The 21,953-nt window shown below is 27.7% G+C and carries 17 protein-coding genes and 1 pseudogene; 9 read left to right on the top strand and 9 right to left on the bottom strand.

Annotation, left to right across the window (positions count from 1 at the left end; genetic code table 11):
• Positions 1 to 38 precede the first annotated feature (38 nt).
• Positions 39 to 329 carry a hypothetical protein gene (locus tag I1A51_RS09970; protein WP_196893474.1) on the bottom strand — a complete coding sequence of 97 codons (291 nt, stop codon included), beginning with the start codon at positions 327 to 329 and terminating at the stop codon, positions 39 to 41.
• 245 nt (positions 330 to 574) lie between these two features.
• A complete protein-coding gene (locus tag I1A51_RS09965; RefSeq protein ID WP_196893473.1) occupies positions 575 to 844 on the bottom strand; it encodes a hypothetical protein in 270 nt (89 codons plus the stop codon).
• Positions 845 to 1,499: 655 nt separating this feature from the next.
• On the opposite strand from I1A51_RS09965, the gene I1A51_RS09960 reads away from it, so the two are divergent.
• Positions 1,500 to 1,820: a hypothetical protein gene (locus I1A51_RS09960; RefSeq protein WP_196893472.1), complete on the top strand. Its 321-nt coding sequence runs from the start codon at positions 1,500 to 1,502 to the stop codon at positions 1,818 to 1,820.
• 660 nt (positions 1,821 to 2,480) lie between these two features.
• On the opposite strand, the gene I1A51_RS09955 is transcribed toward I1A51_RS09960, so the two are convergent.
• From I1A51_RS09955 to xerD, 7 genes are all read right to left on the bottom strand, one after another.
• Positions 2,481 to 2,840, bottom strand: a complete 360-nt coding sequence (locus I1A51_RS09955; RefSeq protein WP_196893471.1) for a hypothetical protein — start codon at positions 2,838 to 2,840, stop codon at positions 2,481 to 2,483.
• A 12-nt stretch (positions 2,841 to 2,852) separates the two neighbouring features.
• A complete protein-coding gene (locus I1A51_RS09950; RefSeq protein ID WP_196893470.1) occupies positions 2,853 to 3,821 on the bottom strand; it encodes an amidohydrolase family protein in 969 nt (322 codons plus the stop codon).
• Positions 3,822 to 3,937: 116 nt separating this feature from the next.
• Complete coding sequence (locus tag I1A51_RS09945; protein WP_196893469.1) at positions 3,938 to 7,483, bottom strand: fibronectin type III domain-containing protein; 3,546 nt, start codon at positions 7,481 to 7,483, stop codon at positions 3,938 to 3,940.
• Positions 7,484 to 7,756: 273 nt separating this feature from the next.
• The gene (locus tag I1A51_RS09940; protein ID WP_196893468.1) at positions 7,757 to 8,728 is read right to left on the bottom strand and encodes an OmpA family protein; all 972 of its coding nucleotides are present in this window, start codon (positions 8,726 to 8,728) and stop codon (positions 7,757 to 7,759) included.
• A gap of 307 nt (positions 8,729 to 9,035) precedes the next feature.
• Positions 9,036 to 11,243: an endonuclease MutS2 gene (locus tag I1A51_RS09935; RefSeq protein ID WP_196893467.1), complete on the bottom strand. Its 2,208-nt coding sequence runs from the start codon at positions 11,241 to 11,243 to the stop codon at positions 9,036 to 9,038.
• A gap of 282 nt (positions 11,244 to 11,525) precedes the next feature.
• A complete protein-coding gene (gene acs / locus I1A51_RS09930; RefSeq protein WP_196893466.1) occupies positions 11,526 to 13,418 on the bottom strand; it encodes an acetate--CoA ligase in 1,893 nt (630 codons plus the stop codon).
• A gap of 100 nt (positions 13,419 to 13,518) precedes the next feature.
• Complete coding sequence (gene xerD, locus I1A51_RS09925) at positions 13,519 to 14,427, bottom strand: site-specific tyrosine recombinase XerD (RefSeq protein WP_196893465.1); 909 nt, start codon at positions 14,425 to 14,427, stop codon at positions 13,519 to 13,521.
• A 687-nt stretch (positions 14,428 to 15,114) separates the two neighbouring features.
• Here xerD and I1A51_RS09920 point away from each other — a divergent pair.
• The 8 genes and pseudogenes from I1A51_RS09920 to I1A51_RS09890 all read left to right on the top strand — a co-directional run bounded on the left by I1A51_RS09920 (position 15,115) and on the right by I1A51_RS09890 (position 21,722).
• Positions 15,115 to 16,638 carry a SulP family inorganic anion transporter gene (locus I1A51_RS09920; protein WP_196893941.1) on the top strand — a complete coding sequence of 508 codons (1,524 nt, stop codon included), beginning with the start codon at positions 15,115 to 15,117 and terminating at the stop codon, positions 16,636 to 16,638.
• Positions 16,639 to 16,727: 89 nt separating this feature from the next.
• Positions 16,728 to 17,564 (top strand): SIR2 family NAD-dependent protein deacylase, encoded by an 837-nt coding sequence (locus I1A51_RS09915; RefSeq protein ID WP_196893463.1) that lies wholly within the window; start codon positions 16,728 to 16,730, stop codon positions 17,562 to 17,564.
• Positions 17,554 to 18,177: a DUF4291 domain-containing protein gene (locus tag I1A51_RS09910; protein ID WP_196893461.1), complete on the top strand. Its 624-nt coding sequence runs from the start codon at positions 17,554 to 17,556 to the stop codon at positions 18,175 to 18,177. The genes I1A51_RS09915 and I1A51_RS09910 overlap by 11 nt, the downstream gene beginning before the upstream one ends.
• Positions 18,178 to 18,185: 8 nt before the next feature.
• On the top strand, positions 18,186 to 19,136 hold the full coding sequence (locus tag I1A51_RS09905) for a C45 family peptidase (RefSeq protein ID WP_196893459.1): 951 nt from the start codon (positions 18,186 to 18,188) through the stop codon (positions 19,134 to 19,136).
• A gap of 49 nt (positions 19,137 to 19,185) precedes the next feature.
• Positions 19,186 to 19,401: a GNAT family N-acetyltransferase gene (locus I1A51_RS17735; RefSeq protein ID WP_317192844.1), complete on the top strand. Its 216-nt coding sequence runs from the start codon at positions 19,186 to 19,188 to the stop codon at positions 19,399 to 19,401.
• Positions 19,343 to 19,558, top strand: a pseudogene (locus I1A51_RS17730) (GNAT family N-acetyltransferase); the annotation flags it as partial. The gene I1A51_RS17735 and the pseudogene I1A51_RS17730, both read left to right, overlap by 59 nt.
• A 623-nt stretch (positions 19,559 to 20,181) precedes the next feature.
• Complete coding sequence (locus tag I1A51_RS09895) at positions 20,182 to 20,622, top strand: GNAT family N-acetyltransferase (protein WP_196893457.1); 441 nt, start codon at positions 20,182 to 20,184, stop codon at positions 20,620 to 20,622.
• 2 nt (positions 20,623 to 20,624) lie between these two features.
• Positions 20,625 to 21,722, top strand: coding sequence for an alanine racemase (locus tag I1A51_RS09890; protein WP_196893455.1), 1,098 nt, complete (start codon positions 20,625 to 20,627; stop codon positions 21,720 to 21,722).
• The last annotated feature ends 231 nt before the right edge of the window (positions 21,723 to 21,953 follow it).

The following is a 21,953-nucleotide window of genomic DNA, read 5'->3' as shown; positions in this document are numbered from 1 at the left end:
AAAAGCGGAATTTCATTTTAAAATTCCGCTTTTTTCTTTTATTTTTTTGAATAAACATAAACTACTTTTGGATCTCTCCCTTGATCCAAGCATTCTCGAACAAATAAATCTTCTGTTGTTTTATCAGAGAAAACTTTTGACCAAACAACATTATTTTTATTTTTCTCTTTACAATTAACAAAACCTACATTAGAAGGTTCTACAACATTTTCTATTTTTTTCTCTTTTTCACTAAAACTGGTGAAGAGAAAAAAAGAACAAATTACCAATACATATTTCATAACCGAACCAATTAAAATTTCAAACTTCTTCCAACCTATTGTTTTCAAAGTAATTAACAATTTTATAGAAAAACGAATTTTTAAATTGGATTAACGATTAATTATCATGCAAATTCTTTTAATTCTAAAAACTATGGAAAATATTTATTAAAAAAGTTCTGAATTTTAAATTTAAATTACAGAAAAACAGTTTATTATGCAGAAATAATTAAAATTCTCTTTTTCGTTAAAAAACATAAAAAATGGTCTAATTATACCATTTAAAATCAGACCATTTCCTTAATATGTAATCATTATTTTGCTGTTGTTGTAGTTGTAATTCTTCCAGTTGTAGTTACACTCGGACTTCCACCTTGATCGTAACATCTAGTGATAAAAATGTCTCGTGTTTCTCTACTACTAAATTGGAATGACCATAACAAATCGTTTCCTTTGTAACATTTTACAAAGCCACTTGCAGCCTCTTTATCAGGACTGCTTTTTTTTCTGTTCTCATTTTCATTATCTGCATTTGTGAAACTAGCAAACATAAAAAAAGAAACTAGCAATAATACATATTTCATAACCTCTAATATTTTATTTCTATCATAATGTAAAGTTACAAAACATCTATAATGCAAGCATAACTATTTGCAATTCAAAACTCTAAATTAACCGAAGATTATCGTGTTAAATTTATAAAATCATAATTATTTTAAAAAAATGAAGAATTCTACTTACATTTTTTAACAGTTTCTAACAATAAGAAAATTTCTGATTATTCAATTATTAATAAAAACTATAAATTTTATTAAAATAAGATAGTAATCGTCTTTTTTAAAGTGAGATTTACTATTTTATTTTGGTTATCAAATTTGTCATTCTCCAAAGTAAGTACCCTTAATTTCCCGAACTTCTTTTTTAAAAGAATCTGAGTTTAATTTAAATTTTAGAGTCATTCACGTATGTATTCTCCATAAAATAACATCTTTTTTTAGTTTAAAAATAGAAGAAGAATTATTTAAAAAACTAACAATAATAAATAATTATTGGTTTTAATTGTTTGCTTATCTCTTTTTTAGCAAAAACAGATAAATTAAACACATTTAATTAAAATATATTACCAAAATAAACTTATTTAAATATTTTTTCATGTTAATTTATTATTTTATGTATTATTATCATGTTAATATATGTATTTTTATATAAATTTGCACCTTGATTATATTAAACAATTCTATGAAATATTTAAAAATTGCATTACTATTAATAGTAATTTCATTTACAAGTTGTAAATCGTCACAATCCTTATTAACAGAACAATGGCAAGGAAAAGTAAAAACAGAATTAATTCAAAAAAAAGGAGCTCCAGATTGGACAGATGATGATGGTCAAGGCGGAAAAATATTAGTTTATTCAAAGCGTATTACCAAACAAAAAGATGTTTCAGGAAATGCATCTGGCGTATGGAGAGATCAACTTTTTACAAGAAAGGAAATGTATTTTGTAAATTCAGAAGGTAAAATATATAATATTCTTGTACAGGATGAACCTTTATAATGCTTGACTTAAAATATTATTTTTTTTCTGGCTTAGGGATTGCGTTAGCATCCTTTTGAAAAGACATGGAGCCAAAAGATATTGAAAACACACCTCGTATCTGAATAGATACGAGGAAGCTCCTAAAGATTTTCATAAATTTTCTTTTACCAAAACTATTATGTAAATATAATCTTGAACTTCGGTTTCATCTTATAAAAGGAAATTTTCTTCTTTCACACTAATTTGTATTTAGTTATTACAACAGCATCTCTATATCAAACTTAAAATTATAACCGTATATTTTCCAATTTTCAAAGGATTTATATAAAATGCTCAAACTGAAAGAAATTCCGTTATAATCTCCACCAATAATAAAATTTCTTTAAACACTTCTCGAAAAGAATTTTCCTGATTTGATTCTTTTTCTGACTCTTTTTTACTTTCTTCACTTAGACTTTTTGGTTCCAATATACTATCAATTTCTTTATGTTTATTCTGATTATAAGAATGCAAATAATTTATTTTTTTATTCAAAAATAAGAGAATAATTATTAATTAAAAACCAGCAATTAACTAAAATTACTGGTTTTGTTCTTTTGAATAGCTAATATACCACGAATTAAAAGTTCGATGGAGTACTTAATTAGTTATATTTGGCGGTAATTGGGATTTTTAATCCTACAAAGTATGATTTCTACTTTCATCTAATAATTGAATCCAACTAAAAATTATTTTATTGAAATCATTTGTAGAAATTTCTAAGTCTAAATCTCCAACTGTATTTCCATAAAAAATAGTTTTTTCTTTTTTAAATAAAATAAAACCTAGTATATCTGATTCTAATTCTTCTTCCATACTATTTTCTTCTATTATACTCTTCAATAAAGGAATAATTTCTTCCTGAACCTCCTTTACATCATTCCAATAATCTAAAAAATGACCTAATATATAATATTTATTATTATCAGATTTAATTCTTAAAATTTTAGAATTTTTATTGCAATACGTTTTTAAATAATATTTTCTTAGTGTATTCATAGCATTATTTTATTAATCTTTTTCATTTATTATTTCTAAAATATTTTCTCTTGCTACTTTTCTTCTTGTTTTTTCACTTAAATTTTTTAATAAAACATCAAATTTCTCAATTTCCTCTTTATAATTCTTATGATTTCCTAATACATCAGAACCAATTACAAATCGATTTGGAAATTTTTCGATGATCTTCACCCAATCTTCTAGATTTTCTGAAATAATTTCATCAAAAATCACCCAAGAAATATCTACATGCAAATTAGGATATTCAACTAAAAGCTTTTCTAATATTTCTTCATGATTTTCAACTTCAATTCTTCTTGAAATTCCTGCATGTGCCCAAATAAATTTTGTATTTGGATTTAATTTTAAAACCTCTTTTAATTCATTAACATAAATAGATTTTGAATTATATACCGAACTAATATTATGATGAATAATAATTGGTAAATTATGGTTTGCAGCCAATTGATAAATTTTCATCATTGCTGGATGATTTGCTCTTGGAAATTCACCATAAATATATCCTGTTAAATCATCATGACGAAGCATAATTTCACCTATTCCTTTCCAAAAATTTGGATAAATATTTAGCAATATTTCAATTTGATTTACACTATTTTGGTCTAAAGGATTTATTCCTGAAATAAACGGAAAAAATCGATCTTGAATTTCTTTTTTTTGTTTTAATAAATGTTCTGCTAAAATATAATCTGTTGCTGAATAATAATAAGCTCTTGCATCTGTATCAAGATAATACTCTGGTTGAATTACATCATTTTCTGCCCACATTTTTACAATTGGCATTCCAAAAACAATTGCTTTTTCCACATTTGCAGAATCCATTGCTTCTACTATTTTAGGAAAACCTACAGTTTGTTGTGTGAAATCTAAAAAATGTAAATGACAATCAATTTTTGAAACCTCCTGAGAAAAAGTTTTTAAAGAAAAAAAAATGATAAATAAAATGTAGAAAAATTTCATAACTTAAATTAAAATAGTTCTTATTTAAGTTACAAATTATCAAAAGGATAAATCTTAAAAAATAAAAAAAGGTTGTCTAATTAAAGACAACCTTCAAAAAAATAATAATTCAATAATTAATTTTTCATGATTCTATGACTTGCTACAGTTGAATCTGTAGTAAGTTTTAAAGTATAAGAACCTTGAGATAAATTATATAAATCTAACTTAAAGTTAGTCGAATTCACAGTATTTTTCATCACTACTTGTCCTAAAGTATTATAAACCTCAACAGTAGTAATTTCTTCTTTAGATGTAATAAACACAATATCTTTAGATGGATTTGGATAAACTTTTAAACCTTCAATTACATTTTCAGCAATTCCAATTTCTGCAGTAGTAAACGAATAAACTTCTGTCCACTCACTTACAATATCATTATCCGCATCACAAATATCTCTTACATAAACATTATAAATAGTATTAGCTGTTAATGAAGTAGCATTATATGTTGTTGCATCAACTGTCTCTCCTGATTCTGGCATTGTAGCAGAAGATTCTACAACAATAATTTCCCAAGAAGTTGCTCCACCTGTTGTCCAAGTAATATCTGCTGTAGTTTCTGTGATATTTGAAGCGTCAACTCCAGTTGGAACATTACAATCTACAGTTGCTTCATCTAATGTCATGAAAGTATACATTTCTGTCCATTCACTCACAAGATCATTATCCGCATCACAAATATCTCTTACATAAACTTTGTATTCTGTATTTGCAGTTAATGCAGTTGCATTATAAGTTGCAACATCTACAACTTCTCCAGACTCTGGCATTGTAGCAGAAGATTCTACAACAATAACTTCCCAAGAAGTTGCTCCTCCTGTTGTCCAAGAAATATCTGCTGTTGTTTCTGTAATATTTTCAGCTATAACTCCAGTTGGAACATTACATACTTCTTCTTGTCCTGTAACAGTAACAGATACATTATCCACGTATAAATCCCATTGACCTGCGTCAGAATAACAATTAAAAGCAACATAATAAGTACCTGATTCTGCAACTGTGTAAGAAGCTATACCTTCTTCAAATTCTACATTAACTAATTCATCAGCACCATTATTATCCCATAAAGTATTTGTTTGAGCAGCAACTGACATTTCATTTCCAATAGTTACTTTTAGTTTTTCACCATAAGTCGCACTTCTTACTCTATAATCAAATTTTACTTCAATTACATCTCCTGCTGTTAACTCTAAAGCTCTAGAATAAGCCCAAGCATTTGCAGCATCAGAGAAACTATAATTATATCTTAAAGATCTTAATCCGTCAGAAACATAAGCAGCAAGTGAATAATAATTCCAATCATTTCCAGTACCTTCATTTGTGAAAGTCCAACATTCTGCTTCGTCTTCTTCAAAACTATATCCATAAGCATTATCCATATCTACAGTGAAAGCATCACATTGTGTAGAGAATGTTACTGCTTCTGTCCAAAAGCTTTCTCCTAATTCACCTTCACAAACATCTTTAATATAAACACTATAAGAAGTAGCCGAAATTAATGAAGTTGCATTAAAAGTTGGTGTTGTATCTACTGTATCAAATCCTGTTGCATCAGCAGCTGGAGCATCTAAACTAGCTTCTTGAATTAATACTTTCCAAGATGTAGCTCCTCCTGTTGTCCAAGAAATATCTGCTGTAGTTTCTGTAATATTTGAAACTTCAACTTCTGTAGAAACTGGACAGTTATATAATGTTGTGAAAGTTTCCGAAACTTCCCAAAAACTTTGTTCTGAACCACAATTATCTCTTACATAAACAACATATTCAGTATTTTCATTTAATCCTGATACTGTATGTTCTGCTGTTCCAGTAACATCTTCAAATCCTGTTGCATCTCCTGTTGGTTCTTCTGCCGTAGCTTCTAAAACTAAAACTTGCCAATCTGTTGCTCCTCCTGTTGTCCAAGTAACATCAGCTGTATCATTTGTTACATTATCTACAGTCACATCAGAAGGCTTTAAACAAGATGGTGCGATATGAACTGATACATTATCAATATAAACATCCCATTTATTTGCATCAGAATAACAATTAAATGCAAAATAATAAGTATCTGTAGTAGGAACTGTATATGTCATTACTCCTTGTTCAAATTCTATATTATCAATGCTATCCCCTCCATTGTTATCCCATAATGTTGTTGCTTGTGAAGCAACTGTTTTTTCTGTTCCAACAGTTACTTTTAATTTTTCTGAATAAGTAGCACTTCTTACTCTATAATCAAATGTTACTTCGATTACATCTCCAGCAGTTAAGTTTAATCCTCTAGTGTAAGCCCAAACATTTGCCGCATTTGATGAACTATATCCATATCTTAATGCTTTCTCTCCTTCTGAAACATATGAAGCTGTAGTTGTAAAACTCCAATCATTTCCTGTTCCTTCATTAGTGTATTCCCAACAATTTTCTTGATCATCTTCAAATCCATAAGTATAACTATTATCAGCATCTACTGTAAAAGTATCACAAGGTGTATTGAAAACTTCAGAAGCAGCCCAAAAACTTTCTCCTAAACCTCCATCACAAACATCTTTTACATAAACAATATATGCAGCAGCTGGATTAAGTGATGTAAATAAATAATTAGGTGTATTTTCAACTAAAGTAAATCCTGTAGCATCATCTGTAGGCGCATCCAAACTTGCATCTTGGATTAAAACTTTCCATGAAGTTGCTCCCCCTGTTGTCCAAGAAGCTTCTGCTTCAGTTAATGTAATATCGTTAATTACGATATCTGTAGAAACTGGACAGTTAAATAATGTTGTAAATGCAATTGAAGCAGTCCAAGAACTTTTTTCTCCACCACAATTATCTCTTACATATACAATATACTCTGTGTTTTCATTTAAAGTCATTGCTGTATAAGATGTAGCATCAGTAACTTCCATAAACCCTGTAGCATCCATTTCTGGTGCATCAGCAGTTGCTTCTAATACTAATACTTCCCAAGCTGTAGCTCCTCCTGTTGTCCAAGTAACATCCGCTGAATTATTTGTAATATTACTTACAACAACATCTGTTGGAAAAGGACAAGCTTGCTGAATTCCTTCAAATGTAATGTTTGGAATATAAGCAACTGTACCATCTGCAGTTGGTGGATTTAATTCATCTTGATTTTCTGAATCATTTCTTTCGTAGATACTTCTATCTCCAGAAATTGCAGTTGTATAAAAATCATCTCCACTAGAATCCCATGAAGGTGTTCCTTCATTTACAGCTACGAATAAATTATCAGTTCCATTATAAGTAAATGGAGATGTAAAAGTAATTGTAACAATATCATTTTCTAATGTTATGTCACCTTCAAACTTTTTCATGTCATCCGTAACAGCAATCCAATCTTCATCATTTTCAAAAGAAGATTTAGTTGTGTGTCCAATAAACACTTCCCATGCAATAGAGTCATCTAATGCCGTCCCAGGCTTCACATAATATTTCACTGCTGTAATATCACCTGAAGCATTTATCTCCGAAGCAAGATAAATTGATTGAGAGTAGTTGTATCCATAAAATGGATTAATTGGAAGATTTTGCGTAGTAATCTCCCCATTTCCAATACTTACTTGCGCACTCATTAACGAAGCAAGCATGAAAAAAAATAAAAAAGTAATTTTTTTCATATGCGAGTTTAAATTAAAGGTTAAAATCGGATGAAAAATATATAAAATAATTTTATTTTTAACATAAATCTTAATTTTATGTTAACTTTTACACAAAAACTTTATTTAAACACTATTTATTAACAAATAAATATAAATATGTACTAAAACTTAAATATTTTATTATTGCCTAAATACATTTTATATAAATAAAATTATAATACGGTAAATATAAACTGATTTTATAAATTATTTTAACACATAAAATGTATTTTTTTAACATTTTAGGTTAATTTACTTTAATATTTTATACGTAACTCTTCTATTTAACTTTCTTCCTTCTACAGTTTTATTTTCTGAAACAGGTTGCGTACTTCCATATCCATTGTATTCAATTCGCTTTGCTTCTATCCCCATTTTAATCAAATACTCTGTAACTGCTTTTGCTCTATTCATTGAAAGTTTTTGATTATGTTCATTTGAACCTGTATTATCCGTATGTCCTTCTATTACTATTCTCGTTTCTGGAAAATTTGTCAAAAAATCATATAATTGATTTAATTCAACAATCGATTTTTCAACCAAATCCCATTTATCATGATGAAATAACACATGCTTAAAAACATATTCTTTTCCAATTTCTGGAGTGAATTCTTTTTTCTCTTCTTTAATTTTTTCAATAATTTCCTCCACTGAAATATTATCTATATAATAATAAGACACATTTTTCTTCGTATAATCTGAACTTACAATTGCTTTATGCGTATAGTTATTCTCAAAGTTTCCAATTGTTATATAATTTTCCATTCCATTTGATTCAAACTCAACTGTCAACTCTTGCCAATTCTTTTTATCATTAAAATATCGTTTACTCTGAATTGGTTTATATTGCCAATTTCTTCCTATTTTCTGCATCAAACTATCTTTTGTAATTTCTTCAAAAGTATGAATCTTCACATGTTGATCTGTAAGTAAAACTCCAATCCTTTTCAATGCAAACTTTGAAACCTCAGCCAGACTGATATTAAACGAAATTTTATATTTTTTTCCTTTTTCTAATTGTTGCCCTAATTCACCTTGTATGTATTCTCTGTAATTATGTGGTGCATACACAAAAATCCCTGCATAAGAATCTCCAAATTTTGAATCTTGATTTCCATTATAATTTTCTGGAATACTCATCATTTCACTACATTTATGGAAATAATCCGTTGTTCCTTCTGTTGGATTTGACCAACTTTTTAATGAATTTTCAAATATCCCCAATGTATCTGGACATTTAAGATTTTCTTCAAAGCTTGGATTTATTACTAAATTCTGACTAATTAAATTGGTTTGAATTATTAAAAAAACAAACAGTATAAATTTGCTGACACTATTATTTTTCATAAACTATTCCCTAAAAAAAATTTGGTCAAAATTAATATTTTTATAATATTTCACCTACTTTTTTTGTTAATAATATATTCAGGATGATTTTTTTCATCTTAAAAATCAATATTTTATAAAAACAAAAAAGCCAGATTCGCAAATCTGGCTTTAATTTATGAGTTTAAAAGAATTTTCTTTTTTCTTATTTCTTTTTCTCTTTATAAGAATTCACTAATTCTATCTGATCTAATTTTGCAGAAGTTGTAAACATTCCATAATTGATTGTCACTTTATTCTTTTCAATTTTTTCAATAGTTCCACAAGCTCTACTATCTATCAATCGAACTGTATCTTTTAATTTAAAAATGTAAGAAGATTTTCGTTTTGCTTCCACTTTTGCTTGTTCTTTCTTTTCTTCTCGAACAACTTCAATTTTCTTCAAAACTTCCTTCTCTACAACTTTCATTTTCTTCTCTTGCTCCTTCTTTTCTTGTTTTACTTTTTTCTTTTCTTGCTTCGGAACAGGAGGATTTTTTGCAATATGTTTCGATTGTTCAATCGCCATCCATTTCGTAAACTCCGCAATCATTTGCTTTTTATTCTTTGTTTGAAAGAATTTATTCGCAATATCATTCACCTTTCTACCCATGTTCAGCATCTTTTGATTGTTATCATACAATTCTTGGAAACTTTCCAATTTATGCTGAATTTTTTGCTGCTTATCTGTCAGATTATCGGTTTGCTCTATTGCTTTTGATTTTTGTTGCTCTAAATGATCCGAAGTTTTCTGTAATTTCATTCGTTCTGCTTGCAACTTTGAAATAGTTTTATCCAGACGAACTTTACTTTTCTCCACTCTCTTTTTTGCTCTATTAATTAAAGAGTATGGAATTCCATTTTTCTGTGCAACTTCAAAAGTAAACGAACTTCCTGCTTGTCCAACAAATAATTTAAATTTCGGCTGTAACGTTTTTTCATCAAATTGCATATTTGCATTGGAAACATTTTCTAATTCTCCAGCAAGAACTTTTAAATTAGAATAATGTGTTGTGATTATTCCATAAGCATTTTTCTCATAAAATTCCTCTAAGAAAATTTCTGCCAAAGCTCCACCAAGTTCTGGATCAGAACCTGTTCCAAACTCATCAATTAAAAATAACGTATTATCATTACATTTACGTAAGAAATTTCGCATGTTTTTCAATCGATAACTATATGTTGAAAGCTGATATTCTATCGACTGATTATCTCCAATATCTGTCAAAATTGTATCAAAAATAGAAACTTCACTTCGTTCATGAACTGGAATTAAAATTGCACTTTGTAACATGACTTGTAATAAACCAATTGTTTTTAAAGTGATACTTTTCCCTCCAGCATTTGGACCTGAAATCACAATAATTTGTTGTTTTTCATTCAATTCCAAGGTTTGCGAAATAGTTTCAATTCCTTTCTCTTTATTATTTACATAAAGAATTGGATGATATGCATCTCGTAAATAAATCTTTTTTTCTGATGCAATTTTAGGTAAACAAGCATTGATTTTTACTGCATAATTAGCTTTTGCACTAATTGTATCTAGCATTGTCAAATAATCTTGATGTTCTTCTAAAATATGCTGAAAAGGTCGAATTGTATTCGTTAATTCTTTTAAAATTCGAATAATTTCTTGACGTTCTTCAAATAAAAGATTTTGTAATTCTCTGTTTAATTGTTGTGTAGCTTGTGGCGCAATATAAGCAATTCCTCCAGATTTAGAACTTCCTAAAAATGTTCCTTTCACTTTCTTACGATACATTGCCAAAACAGCTAAAACTCGCTGATTATCGATTACTGTTTCACGAATATCATCTAAATATCCATTACTCATACAGCTACTCATCACACGGTTAAACGAAACGGAAATTTTCCCTCTCACTTCCGCAATTCCTCTTCTAATTGTTTTTAATTGTAAAGAGGCTTTTTCATCTATTTCTCCAAAATTCGTAACAACTTTTTCAATTTCTGTAATAATTTCTTTTTCAAAAGAAATCGCATCAATTTCTTTTGCTAATGTTGGGTAGTATTCTTTAAACTTTCTAAAGAATTTCAACAGTTCTTGAACTGTTTTTGTATTGTTTGCAATTTTTAAAAACGATTCTGCATCTAAATAACTGTTTTCAATTCCAAGCAATTGAAATTCCTTCGCTAAATCATCAAAGTAATGATTCGGAATTCTATTTTCATTTACAAAAGAAGAAACATATTCATTTACTTTAAATAATTCTTCTTTTAATAAAGAAACATTTTCAATTGGCTTAATTTCAGCAACAGCAGCTTTTCCCAAATCTGTTTGGGTAAATTCAGCTATTTGTTCTAAAACAGTTGAAAATTCTAAATCGTTTAGGGTTTTGTTTGAAATATAACTCATTTCCTTATTTCATCATTTTTGAAAGAAAGCAAAATTAATTCAATTTCTTTAAATTCCATAAAAAAAAGACCAATTGCGAAAATTTGGTCTTTTTCAAAAAAACTTTTAATAAATCAATACTAAACATTAAACTGAAAATCCTCAGCTAAGCTGTTTAAAACCTTAAATTAACTTAAATCCAAAAATAGATTTTTCCTTGTATTTTCTAAGCTTTATTCTGTTCTCTTAGTGTTGTTTTATAAATTAAATGCTTTCTTTAGTCTTATTTTATAAATAAATAGTCTAAATTCTATTTTCAATGATTTCTTCCACTACATCTGGATTCAATAATGTAGAAACATCTCCAAGATTGCTCATTTCATTACATGCAATTTTTCGTAAAATACGACGCATAATTTTTCCTGATCTTGTTTTTGGCAAACTTCGAACAAATTGAATTTTATCACATTTTGCAATTGCTCCAATTTTTTCAGCAATCATTTTATTTATTTCTTTCTTTAATTCTTCACTTTTATTTTCTTTATCATAAAGCGTTACAAAAGCATACATCGCTGTTCCTTTTATATCATGTGGATACCCAACAATTGCACTTTCTACCACAAATTTATGTTCGTTAATCGCATTTTCTATTGGTGCAGTACCAAGATTATGTCCAGAAACAATTATTACATCATCAACTCGTCCTGTAATTCTGTAATTTCCATTTTCATCTCTATAAGCTCCATCACCAGTAAAATAATAGTTCTCATAAGCTGAAAAATATACTTTTTTATACCTTTCATGATTTCCATAAATCGTTCTTGCTATAGAAGGCCATGGAAATTTTATTGCTAATTTTCCTTCTGCTGGATTTTCGTGAATTTCTTTTCCTTTTTCATCAATTAAAACAGGTTGTACTCCAGGTAAAGGCAATGTTGCATATGTTGGTTTTTGTGAAGTAACTCCAGCCAAAGAACTAATCATCATTCCTCCTGTTTCTGTTTGCCACCAAGTATCTACAATCGGACATTTTCCTTTTCCAACGTTTTCATCATACCAATGCCAAGCCTCTTCATTAATTGGTTCTCCAACAGTTCCTAAAACTTTTAAAGAAGAAATATCATGATTATTAATAAAAGAAACAGGTTGCTTTGCAAGGGAACGAATTGCTGTAGGTGCTGTATAAAATTGATTTACTTTATATTTTTCCACAATTTGCCAAAATCTTCCATAATCTGGAAAAGATGGAATTCCTTCAAACATTACAGAAGTTGCTCCATTTGATAAAGGTCCGTACACAATATAAGAGTGTCCTGTAATCCAACCAATATCTGCTGTACACCAATAAATATCTTCTGGTTTATATTGAAAAACATTTCGGAATGTATAATTTGTATAAATCATATATCCAGCCGTTGTATGCACCATTCCTTTTGGTTTTCCTGTAGAACCAGATGTATAAAGAATAAATAACATATCTTCAGCATCCATTGATTCTGCAGGACAATCAGAAGAAATATTTTGCATTTCTTCATGCCACCAAACATCTCTTCCATTTTGCATTTTTGTTTCTTCAGAAGTTCGATTAAATACAATCATCGTATCAATTGTTTCACATTTATCTAAAGCGACATCACAAATTTCTTTTAATTCTATTTTCTTTGTACCTCTATAACTTCCGTCTGCTGTAATCAACATTTTACAACTTGCATCGTTAATTCTTGTAGCTAAAGCTTCCGAAGAGAATCCGGCAAAAACTATGGAATGAACAGCTCCAATTCTAGCACAAGCTAACATTGCAATTGCTAATTCTGGAAGCATTGGCATATAAATACAAACTTTATCTCCTTTTTTAATGTTATTTTTCTTTAAAACATTTGAAAATTTACAAACTTCTTCATGTAGTTCTTTGTAAGTAAGTGTTCGACTTTCTTCAAAAGGATTGTTTGGTTCCCAATAAAAAGCAATTTTATCTGCATTTTTTTCTAATTGTCTATCCAAACAGTTTTCTGAGATATTTAATTTCCCTCCTTGAAACCATTTTATTTCTGGCTTACGAAAATCCCATTCTAATACAGTATCCCATTTTTGATGCCAATAAAAATCTTCTGCAATTTCTGCCCAAAACACTTCAGGAGATTTTACACTTTTATTATAAACATCAACATATTGTTGTGCAGTTGTAATCGTATTCATATTTTAATTTGGTTTTTGCTAAAATTAAATAATATTTACTATTAATTTAAAAAAATAAATAGTGAATACGATAAAAATAAAATAGGTAAAAATGTTGTTTCTACACTTCCTCAGTACTTCTTGGATGAAATTTTGTTAATACATTTTTCAAGAATTTCTGATCTAAATGCATATAAATTTCTGTTGTAGTAATACTTTCATGTCCTAAAAGTTGTTGAATTGAACGCAAATCTGCTCCACCTTCTAAAAGATGTGTCGCAAATGAATGACGGAAAGTATGCGGACTAATTTTCTTCGTAACTCCAGCAGCTTTTGCAGCATCTTTAATGATTATAAAAATCATATTTCTCGTCAATTGTTTTCCTCTTCTATTTAAAAATAAAGTATCTGAAAAAGCATCATTGATTTTAATTTTTGAACGAGAATTTTTGATATACTCTAAAATCAAATGTTGTGTTCCTTCATTTATTGGAATAAAACGTTGCTTATCTCCTTTTCCAACAACTCGGATAAATCCTTCCTCAAAAAACAAATCAGATAAACGCAATGTAATCAATTCACTTACACGTAAACCACAACTATATAAAAGTTCAATTATCACTAAATTTCGTTCTCCTTGTGGATGTGATAAATCAATCGCTTGTATGATTGCATCGATTTCCTCAATTGAAAGTGTATCTGGTAATTTTCTTCCAATTTTCGGCGTATCTATGGTATCTGTTGGATTATTAGAGCGATATTCTTCATAAATTAAAAACTCAAAAAAACTTCGAAATGCAGAAAGCATTCTTGCTTGTGATCTTGGGTTGATAATTTCAGAAATTTCATGAATAAAAGTAGTAATGGTTTCAGCTTCTATATTTATTGGCGTTTTTTCAATTTCATTATCATTGATATAAGAAATCAGTTTTGATAAATCATTTTCATAACTTTCAATTGAGTTTTTTGATAAACCTCTTTCTAATTTTAAATATAATTTATATTCCAATAAAGCATTTTCCCATTTCATATTCTAGCTGTAAATTTGGTGTTAAATAAATTCTAATTTACAAAAAAACGATTTCTATTTCTATTAAAAAACAATTTAGTTCTTAAATTTTTAAATGAACTATATCTTTTAAAGAAGGATACTATTAATTATTCAGTATAATCACCAAATTGCAAAAGAAATAAAATATTTTCTTAACAAAATATAAATTATTAGCAATTAAAAACATACCTCATTTTTTAAAATAATTCTCTTATTTAAATTAAATTTCTTTTTCATTCCAAAATTTGTTCATTCATTGATATAATTTTTATGGTGACTAATTATTTTTTAATCTATTTTTAATTTTATTCAAACAGTTCTTTTACACTTTTTTCAATCATCGCTTTTTTTTAATTATAATTTTCCATTAGAAATATATTTTTATGCCAATTTTTTAAATTTTTCTTTAAAAAGCCTTCACTTTCAGACAATCAGACTGTTATTTTTTTGTTAAAATTAATTTTAATGAATTTAAATAAACTACTTCTAAATAATTTACAACCTCAATAAATACGCACTCTGACAATGTAATTTTGAATTAAAATTTTGTAGTAAAACGCCACAAAATAAAAGTTTTACATAAATCAATAATAGTAATACTATTGTTTTTGTTTTTTTTCTATTATATTTGCTCGGAAAAATAAATTTTTTTAGAATATGAGGAACATCTTTTCAACTTTTAAAAGCGATTTACCTGCAAGTATTGTAGTATTCTTCGTTGCCCTACCTTTGTGTTTAGGGATTGCTTTGGCTAGTGGTGCTCCACTTTTCTCTGGGTTAATCTCTGGAATTATTGGTGGTATTGTAGTTGGAGCTATAAGTGGTTCTAAAATTGGAGTTAGTGGTCCAGCAGCTGGACTTGCAGCTATTGTTCTTTCTGCAATTGTATCTTTAGGAAGTTTTGAAAACTTCTTGGTTGCAGTAGTTCTTGCTGGAGCAATTCAAATTTTATTTGCGATATTAAAAGCGGGTGTCATTGGATATTACTTCCCGTCTTCTGTGATAAAAGGAATGTTAACTGGTATTGGTATTATCATTATCAAAAAACAAATTCCTATCTTCTTTGGTTATAAAACTTATGGTGAATTTGCTTCTATTGGTGAAGGAATTCAAATGGGTTCTGTTATAATTGGTGTAGTTGGTCTTGCAATTTTACTTTTATGGAGTAGTGTTTTATCTAAAAAAGGTAAAATATTTACAGTTATTCAAGGACCAATTGTTGCTGTTGTGTTAGGTATTTTATTCTTTACTTTCACAGATGGTTCTTCTATTGGAATCGCAGCAAATCAATTAGTAGAAGTTCCAGTTCCAGATAGTTTTGATTCATTTATTGGACAATTTAGTTTCCCAAATTTTGCTGCAATTGGAAATTCAGAAATTTGGTTAGTTGCCTTTACAATGGCATTAGTGGCGAGTTTAGAAACACTTTTATGTGTAGAAGCTACGGATAAATTAGATCCTCATAAAAATGTAACACCAACAAATAGAGAGTTATTTGCGCAAGGAGCTGGAAATATGATTTCAGGATTAATTGGAGGTTTACCTATTACACAGGTAATCGTTCGTTCATCTGCAAACATCCAATCTGGAGGTAGAAGTAAAATGTCAGCTATCATGCACGGATTCTTCTTATTAATTTCTGTTGTAATTATTCCAACATTATTAAATAAAATTCCTCTTTCTGTATTAGCCGCAGTATTATTAATTGTAGGATATAAATTAGCAAAACCTGCTTTATTTGTTACCATGTATAAATTAGGTTGGAAACAATCTTTACCATTCGCTGTAACAGTTGGAGGTATCGTATTTGCTGATTTATTAATCGGAATTGGATTAGGATTAGCTGTTGGAGTTTTAGTTGTTCTTTTAAAATCTTACCAAAACTCACATTTTTTACATGAAGAAAATGTTAGTGATAACGTAATGAAAATGACTTTAGCAGAAGAAGTAACTTTCTTCAATAAAGGTGCAATTTTAAAAGAATTAGATAGAGTTCCTGAAAATTCTTCGTTAGAATTAGATGTTAGAAATACAGTTTATTTGGATCATGACATTATTGAAATTCTTGAAGATTTCGCACAAAAATCTATTCAAAAAAATATTCGTGTAAAAGTAATTTCAGGAGTTGGAGTTATTGACAATCCTAAGTGTTACACGGAAGTTTTTAAAGACACACTGAAAATGTTATAAGACAAGATTCGTTATATTATTTTTTTATGAAATGCTAAAGAGATCACATAAATTGTGATCTCTTTTTTTTATTTTAGCAAAAAAATAAAATGAATTGGAAAAAATTTGAAAAAGAACTTGAAAAAGCAATTCTTTCAGGAAAATACATTACGTTTTTAGTCGGAGCAGGTTTAAGTGTTGAAAGTGGAATTCCAACTTTTAGAGGAAAAGAAGGCTATTGGAAAATTGGTTCAGAAAACTACAAAGGACCAGAAATCGGAACTTTCCGAATGTTTAATTTAAATGCGATTGAAGTTTGGAAATGGTTTTTATTTCGTAAAACTATTTGTAGAAAAGCTGAACCGAATCGTGGACATTTAATTTTAAAAGAAATTGAAGATTTACTTGGTAATCAGTTTGCTTTGGTTTCGCAAAATGTAGATAGTTTACATAAAAAAGCAGGAAATTCAACAAAAAGAACTTATTTAGTTCATGGTGATTTAGATTATGCTCGTTGTGGAGATGAATGTTCTGACACACTTTATTCTTTTCCTAAAATGGAAGATAAAACACGTGAAAGTACTATTTCTTTAGATGAAGAAAAATTGTTAGAATGTCCAAAATGTGGAGAATATTTAAGACCTCATGTACTTTGGTTTGATGAAACTTATAATGAAAAATATTATAAATTTCACACAGTCACAGAAATTGCTGATAATTCTTCAATGTTATTTGTTATCGGAACTTCTGGATCTACTTTTATTCCTGGACATTTTATAAATAGAGTAAGTTATTTTAATCAACCTATAATTGACATAAATATTTCTGAAAGTGAATATTCTTATTTTTTAAACGATTATCCTAATGGATATGAAACCAGAGAAACCAGTACTGAAGCTTTAGAAAAAGTACTTTCAATTATTAAAAAAATTAAATATGAAAATTGAAAAATATCAAGTACAACAAAACATTTTACCAAAAAAAGGAAAATATATCATTGGAGAGTTTGATAAAGAATCTATCACTGTTTATCAAGCTTTCAATAAAAAAATTGCAAATTATGCTGTAGCCAATCAAAAGTTTGGAGGGAATCATTATTCCTTTTCGAGAATGACTTGGATTAAGCCTAATTTTATGTGGATGATGTATCGTTCTGGATGGGCTAACAAACCTAATCAAGAGCGAATACTAGCCTTGAAAGTGAAACGAAAAGGTTTTGAGGAAATTCTTTTACAAGCTGTAAAATCAAGTTATGATGAAAAAATATTTGGAACACAAGAAAATTGGAAAGAAAAATTATTAAATTCAACTGTTCGCTTACAATGGGATCCTGACCACTCACCTACTGGAGAGAAGTTAGAAAGAAAAGCAATTCAGCTAGGTTTAAAAGGAGAAATTTTAAAAAAATTCAATGAAGAATGGATTGTTTCAATTTATGATATTACAGAATTCGTTAAAAAAGAAAGTCTACAAAAACAAAATCCAAATGTTCCTATTGAGCGTGTTTTAAAATTTGAAAATGAAGAAGCAATTGCAAAACAAATTGGAATGGATATTTAATTAAAAAAATGGAAAAAGAAAATTTAATAATAAATCTAGATTTACCAGCAAATGAAAGATGGTTATTTCTAGAAAAATACAAACAAGAAATTGAAGATTTAATCGAATGTTATTTAGCTGATTTTACTGGAGCTGAATTTTTATTTGATGAAATTGATTCTTATAAAAAAACTATTATTTCTTCAGAGTATTTAGAAGAAATCTCTTCAATTGCAAGTTTTACAAAATTCACAGAAAATGAAATTTTAATTGCAAACTTATATTATGATATTTTAAAGTTTTATTTTGGTTGTACTGCTTTTGCTGTGGAAAATAATGATACAGTTTTTCATGCTAGAAATTTAGACTGGCATACAGAAAATGATTTATTAAGTAAACATTCTAGAGTTTTTGAGTTTCAAAAAAATGGAGAAACTATATTCAAATCTATTGGTTGGGTTGGATTTATTGGAGTTTTATCTGGAATTAAAGCTAACCGATTTTCTATAACATTAAATGCAGTTTTAAGTAAGGATTCTCCAGAAATTGCAAAACCAATTACATTTCTACTTCGAGATGTTCTTACAAATTGTAATTCTTTTTCTGAAGCGGAAGAATTATTGAGAAATACAACAATCATTTGTGATTGCTTATTACTTCTTTCAGGAACAAATTCAGAAGAAAAAATTGTAATTGAACGAACTCCAAAAAGAGCAGAAATTCGAAAACCTGAAGAAAATCACATTATTGTAACAAACGATTATAAAAAGTTAGAAAACACGAATTTATCGCATAATTTATTACAAGAAACTTCATGTGGAAGATATAACAAAACAAATGAATTATTAAATCAAAAATCTCCTGAAAATCTAGAAGATTGTATTTCTATATTGAAAAATCCTGATGTACAAATGGGAATTACAGTACAACAAATGGTTTTTAATAATAAAACTGGAGAAATTTTATTTGAGAAAGCATGATTTCTTTTCTTTTTGGGTATTATTTTTACAATGATTTAAGTTTAATTTTATGAAAAAAATATTAGAAACCAATCGATTATTTTTAAGAGAATTTGCCATTTCTGATGCAGAAAAAATGTTTCATTTAAATGAAGATTTAGAAGTTTTAAAATATACAGGTGATATTCCCTTTAAAGATTTAGAAGAAGCAGAAAATTACTTAAAAAATTATAAAATATTTAAAAAATGGATATGGGCGTTGGGCAGTAATTTTAAAAGAAAATAATGAATTTATCGGCTGGTGTGGTTTAAAATTAAATGAAGAAAATTATACAGATATTGGATTTAGATTTTTTAAAAAATATTGGAATAAAGGTTTTGCAACAGAAGCTGCCAAGGCAACTTTAAAATACGGTTTTGAAACTTTAAAATTAAAGGAAATTATAGGTAGAGTTGCAACAGAAAACCTTGCTTCCATTAAAGTTTTAGAAAAACTAGAAATGAGTTTTTGGAAGTATGATACTTGTGAAGGAATTGAAAATTCTAAGTATTTTAAATTGACAAAATATGACTTTGAGAAATATAAAATGCCTTAATATTTTATAGCTTCTATGAAATAACTTTTTTTAAAAATCTATACTTTCTTTTTTAAGGATATTTATAAAGTAAGAGAAATGTAATAAGAATCTTTTAATTTTATTTTCAATAGCACCTGAACGATCTAATATAAAACTTTGAGTGAATTTAGAGAACAAATATTATTAATATCATTTATATGTGTATTTCCATTTAAATCTATTTTTTTTAATTGCTTTATTTTTAAAAAATTGGTTAATATTTAACTTATATAAAATTGGTCGATTTTTATAAACCAATTATTAAGTTTACCTTTGTTTATATATTTATTATATTCCATAATAACATCTTATTATGCTAACGAATTAATTTAAAATTAATTCTTCAAACTTCTTAATTCAAAAAAATATTTACTTTTTAGTATTAAGCTTTTGAATTAAGGAGTTTTTTTATTCAATATTGAATAGATTTTAAAAACAAACATAAATTTATGATTGAAACAAAAATTTTCGACAATTCAAACAAACCAAGTAATACTCAAAAAGAAGAAATTATTGACTTTCTATTTAAAAACCTTGAGGAATATGGTGATCCTAAAAATGACATTCGAAAAGCAATAGATTATTCATTAAAAGAATTTGAATCTTTTGGAGGGTATACATTAATTTTAAGAAATGACGAAAATATTCTAGGTGCTGTTGTAATAAACAAAACTGGAATGGGAGGATATATTCCTGAAAATATTTTAGTTTATATCGCGACTCACCAAAACTATCGAGGACAAGGACTTGGTAAAAAAATAATGAATGAAGTAATTCAAAATACTAAAGGAGATATTGCTCTTCATGTGGAAGCATCAAACCCCGCAAGATTTTTATATGAAAAAGTTGGTTTTACCAACCCCTACCTTGAAATGAGGTTAAAAAAATAATTATGGCTGAATTAATTATTCAAACTCAGAAAATTAAAGATAATATTAAACTATTAGGTGATTTTTTTTCTGAGCGAAATATAGAATGGAGCTTGATAACAAAAGTATTTTCTGGGGATATAGAATTCTTAAAGAAAATTTTGACGGACGAAGTTATTGAAAAAGTAAATTCTATTGGTGATTCTAGGTTAACAAGTCTTAAAAATTTAAAAACTGTTAATCCAAAAATGAGAACGATTTATATTAAACCTCCAGCGAAGGTTTATGCGAATGAAATTGTTCAATATGCTGATATTTCATTAAATAGTTCTTTTGGAACAATTCAAGCTTTAAATGAAGCTGCAAAAAAATCGAATAAAATTCATCAAATTATCATAATGATAGAACTTGGTGAATTGAGAGAAGGTGTAAAGCGATCAGATATTATGGGCTTTTATGAAAAAGTCTTTGAATTATCTAACATTGAAGTTATTGGACTTGGTTCAAATTTGGGGTGTATGTATGGTGTAGAACCAAATTATGATAAACTTTTACAGCTTACTTTATACAAAGAACTTATATCCGCTAAATTTGAAAAAGAATTAAAATATATTTCTGGTGGTACTTCTATAACACTTCCACTACTAGAAAAAAATGGAATTCCAAAAGATATTAATCATTTCAGAATTGGAGAAGCTGCTTTTTTTGGAATAAGTCCATTAAATAACGAACAATTTAGAAATTTATCTACAGATTGTTTTGAATTTAGAGCAAATATCATAGAACTTGAAGAGAAAAAAATGGTTCCAGATGGAATTATTAGTGATGCAAATATTGGACATACAGCTAATATCAATAAAAAAAATATTGGTGAAACTACTGTAAAAGCTATTTTAGATTTTGGTCATTTAGATGTTGATAAAGAAAATGTTGAAGCACTTGATTCTAACATTAAATTTGTTGGTGTTACTTCTGATATGCTAGTGGTAGATTTAGGTTCTAATAGAACTAAAAAAGGTGAGAAAAAATATTCTATTGGCGATCAAATAATTTTTAAACCAAACTATATGGCAGTTGCTAGATTATTAAATTCAAAGTTTATAGATAAAATCTTTAAATAAATATTTTTAAATAACTTCTTGTATCAATATAAATACTTCTCACAATTTTTAATTGCTTTATTTAGTGAGATAAACGCATTTTCTTATTAATACAAGGAGTTTTTTATAAATAAAAGAGATTTATTTATAAAAAAGTATTATTTTAACATACAATATTTATGAGTCCTCTTTCCAGAAGAAAATCTGTTATCACTTTGAAATCTTTTTTGGTTAGTTGGTTCAATTTAGTTT

Origin of the sequence: Aureivirga marina (assembly GCF_015767265.1) — a bacterium.
GTDB classification, from domain to species: Bacteria; Bacteroidota; Bacteroidia; order Flavobacteriales; family Flavobacteriaceae; genus Aureivirga; species Aureivirga marina.
The sequence above is the reverse complement of the archived record's forward strand: the minus strand, read 5'-3'. Positions and strand labels throughout refer to the sequence as shown.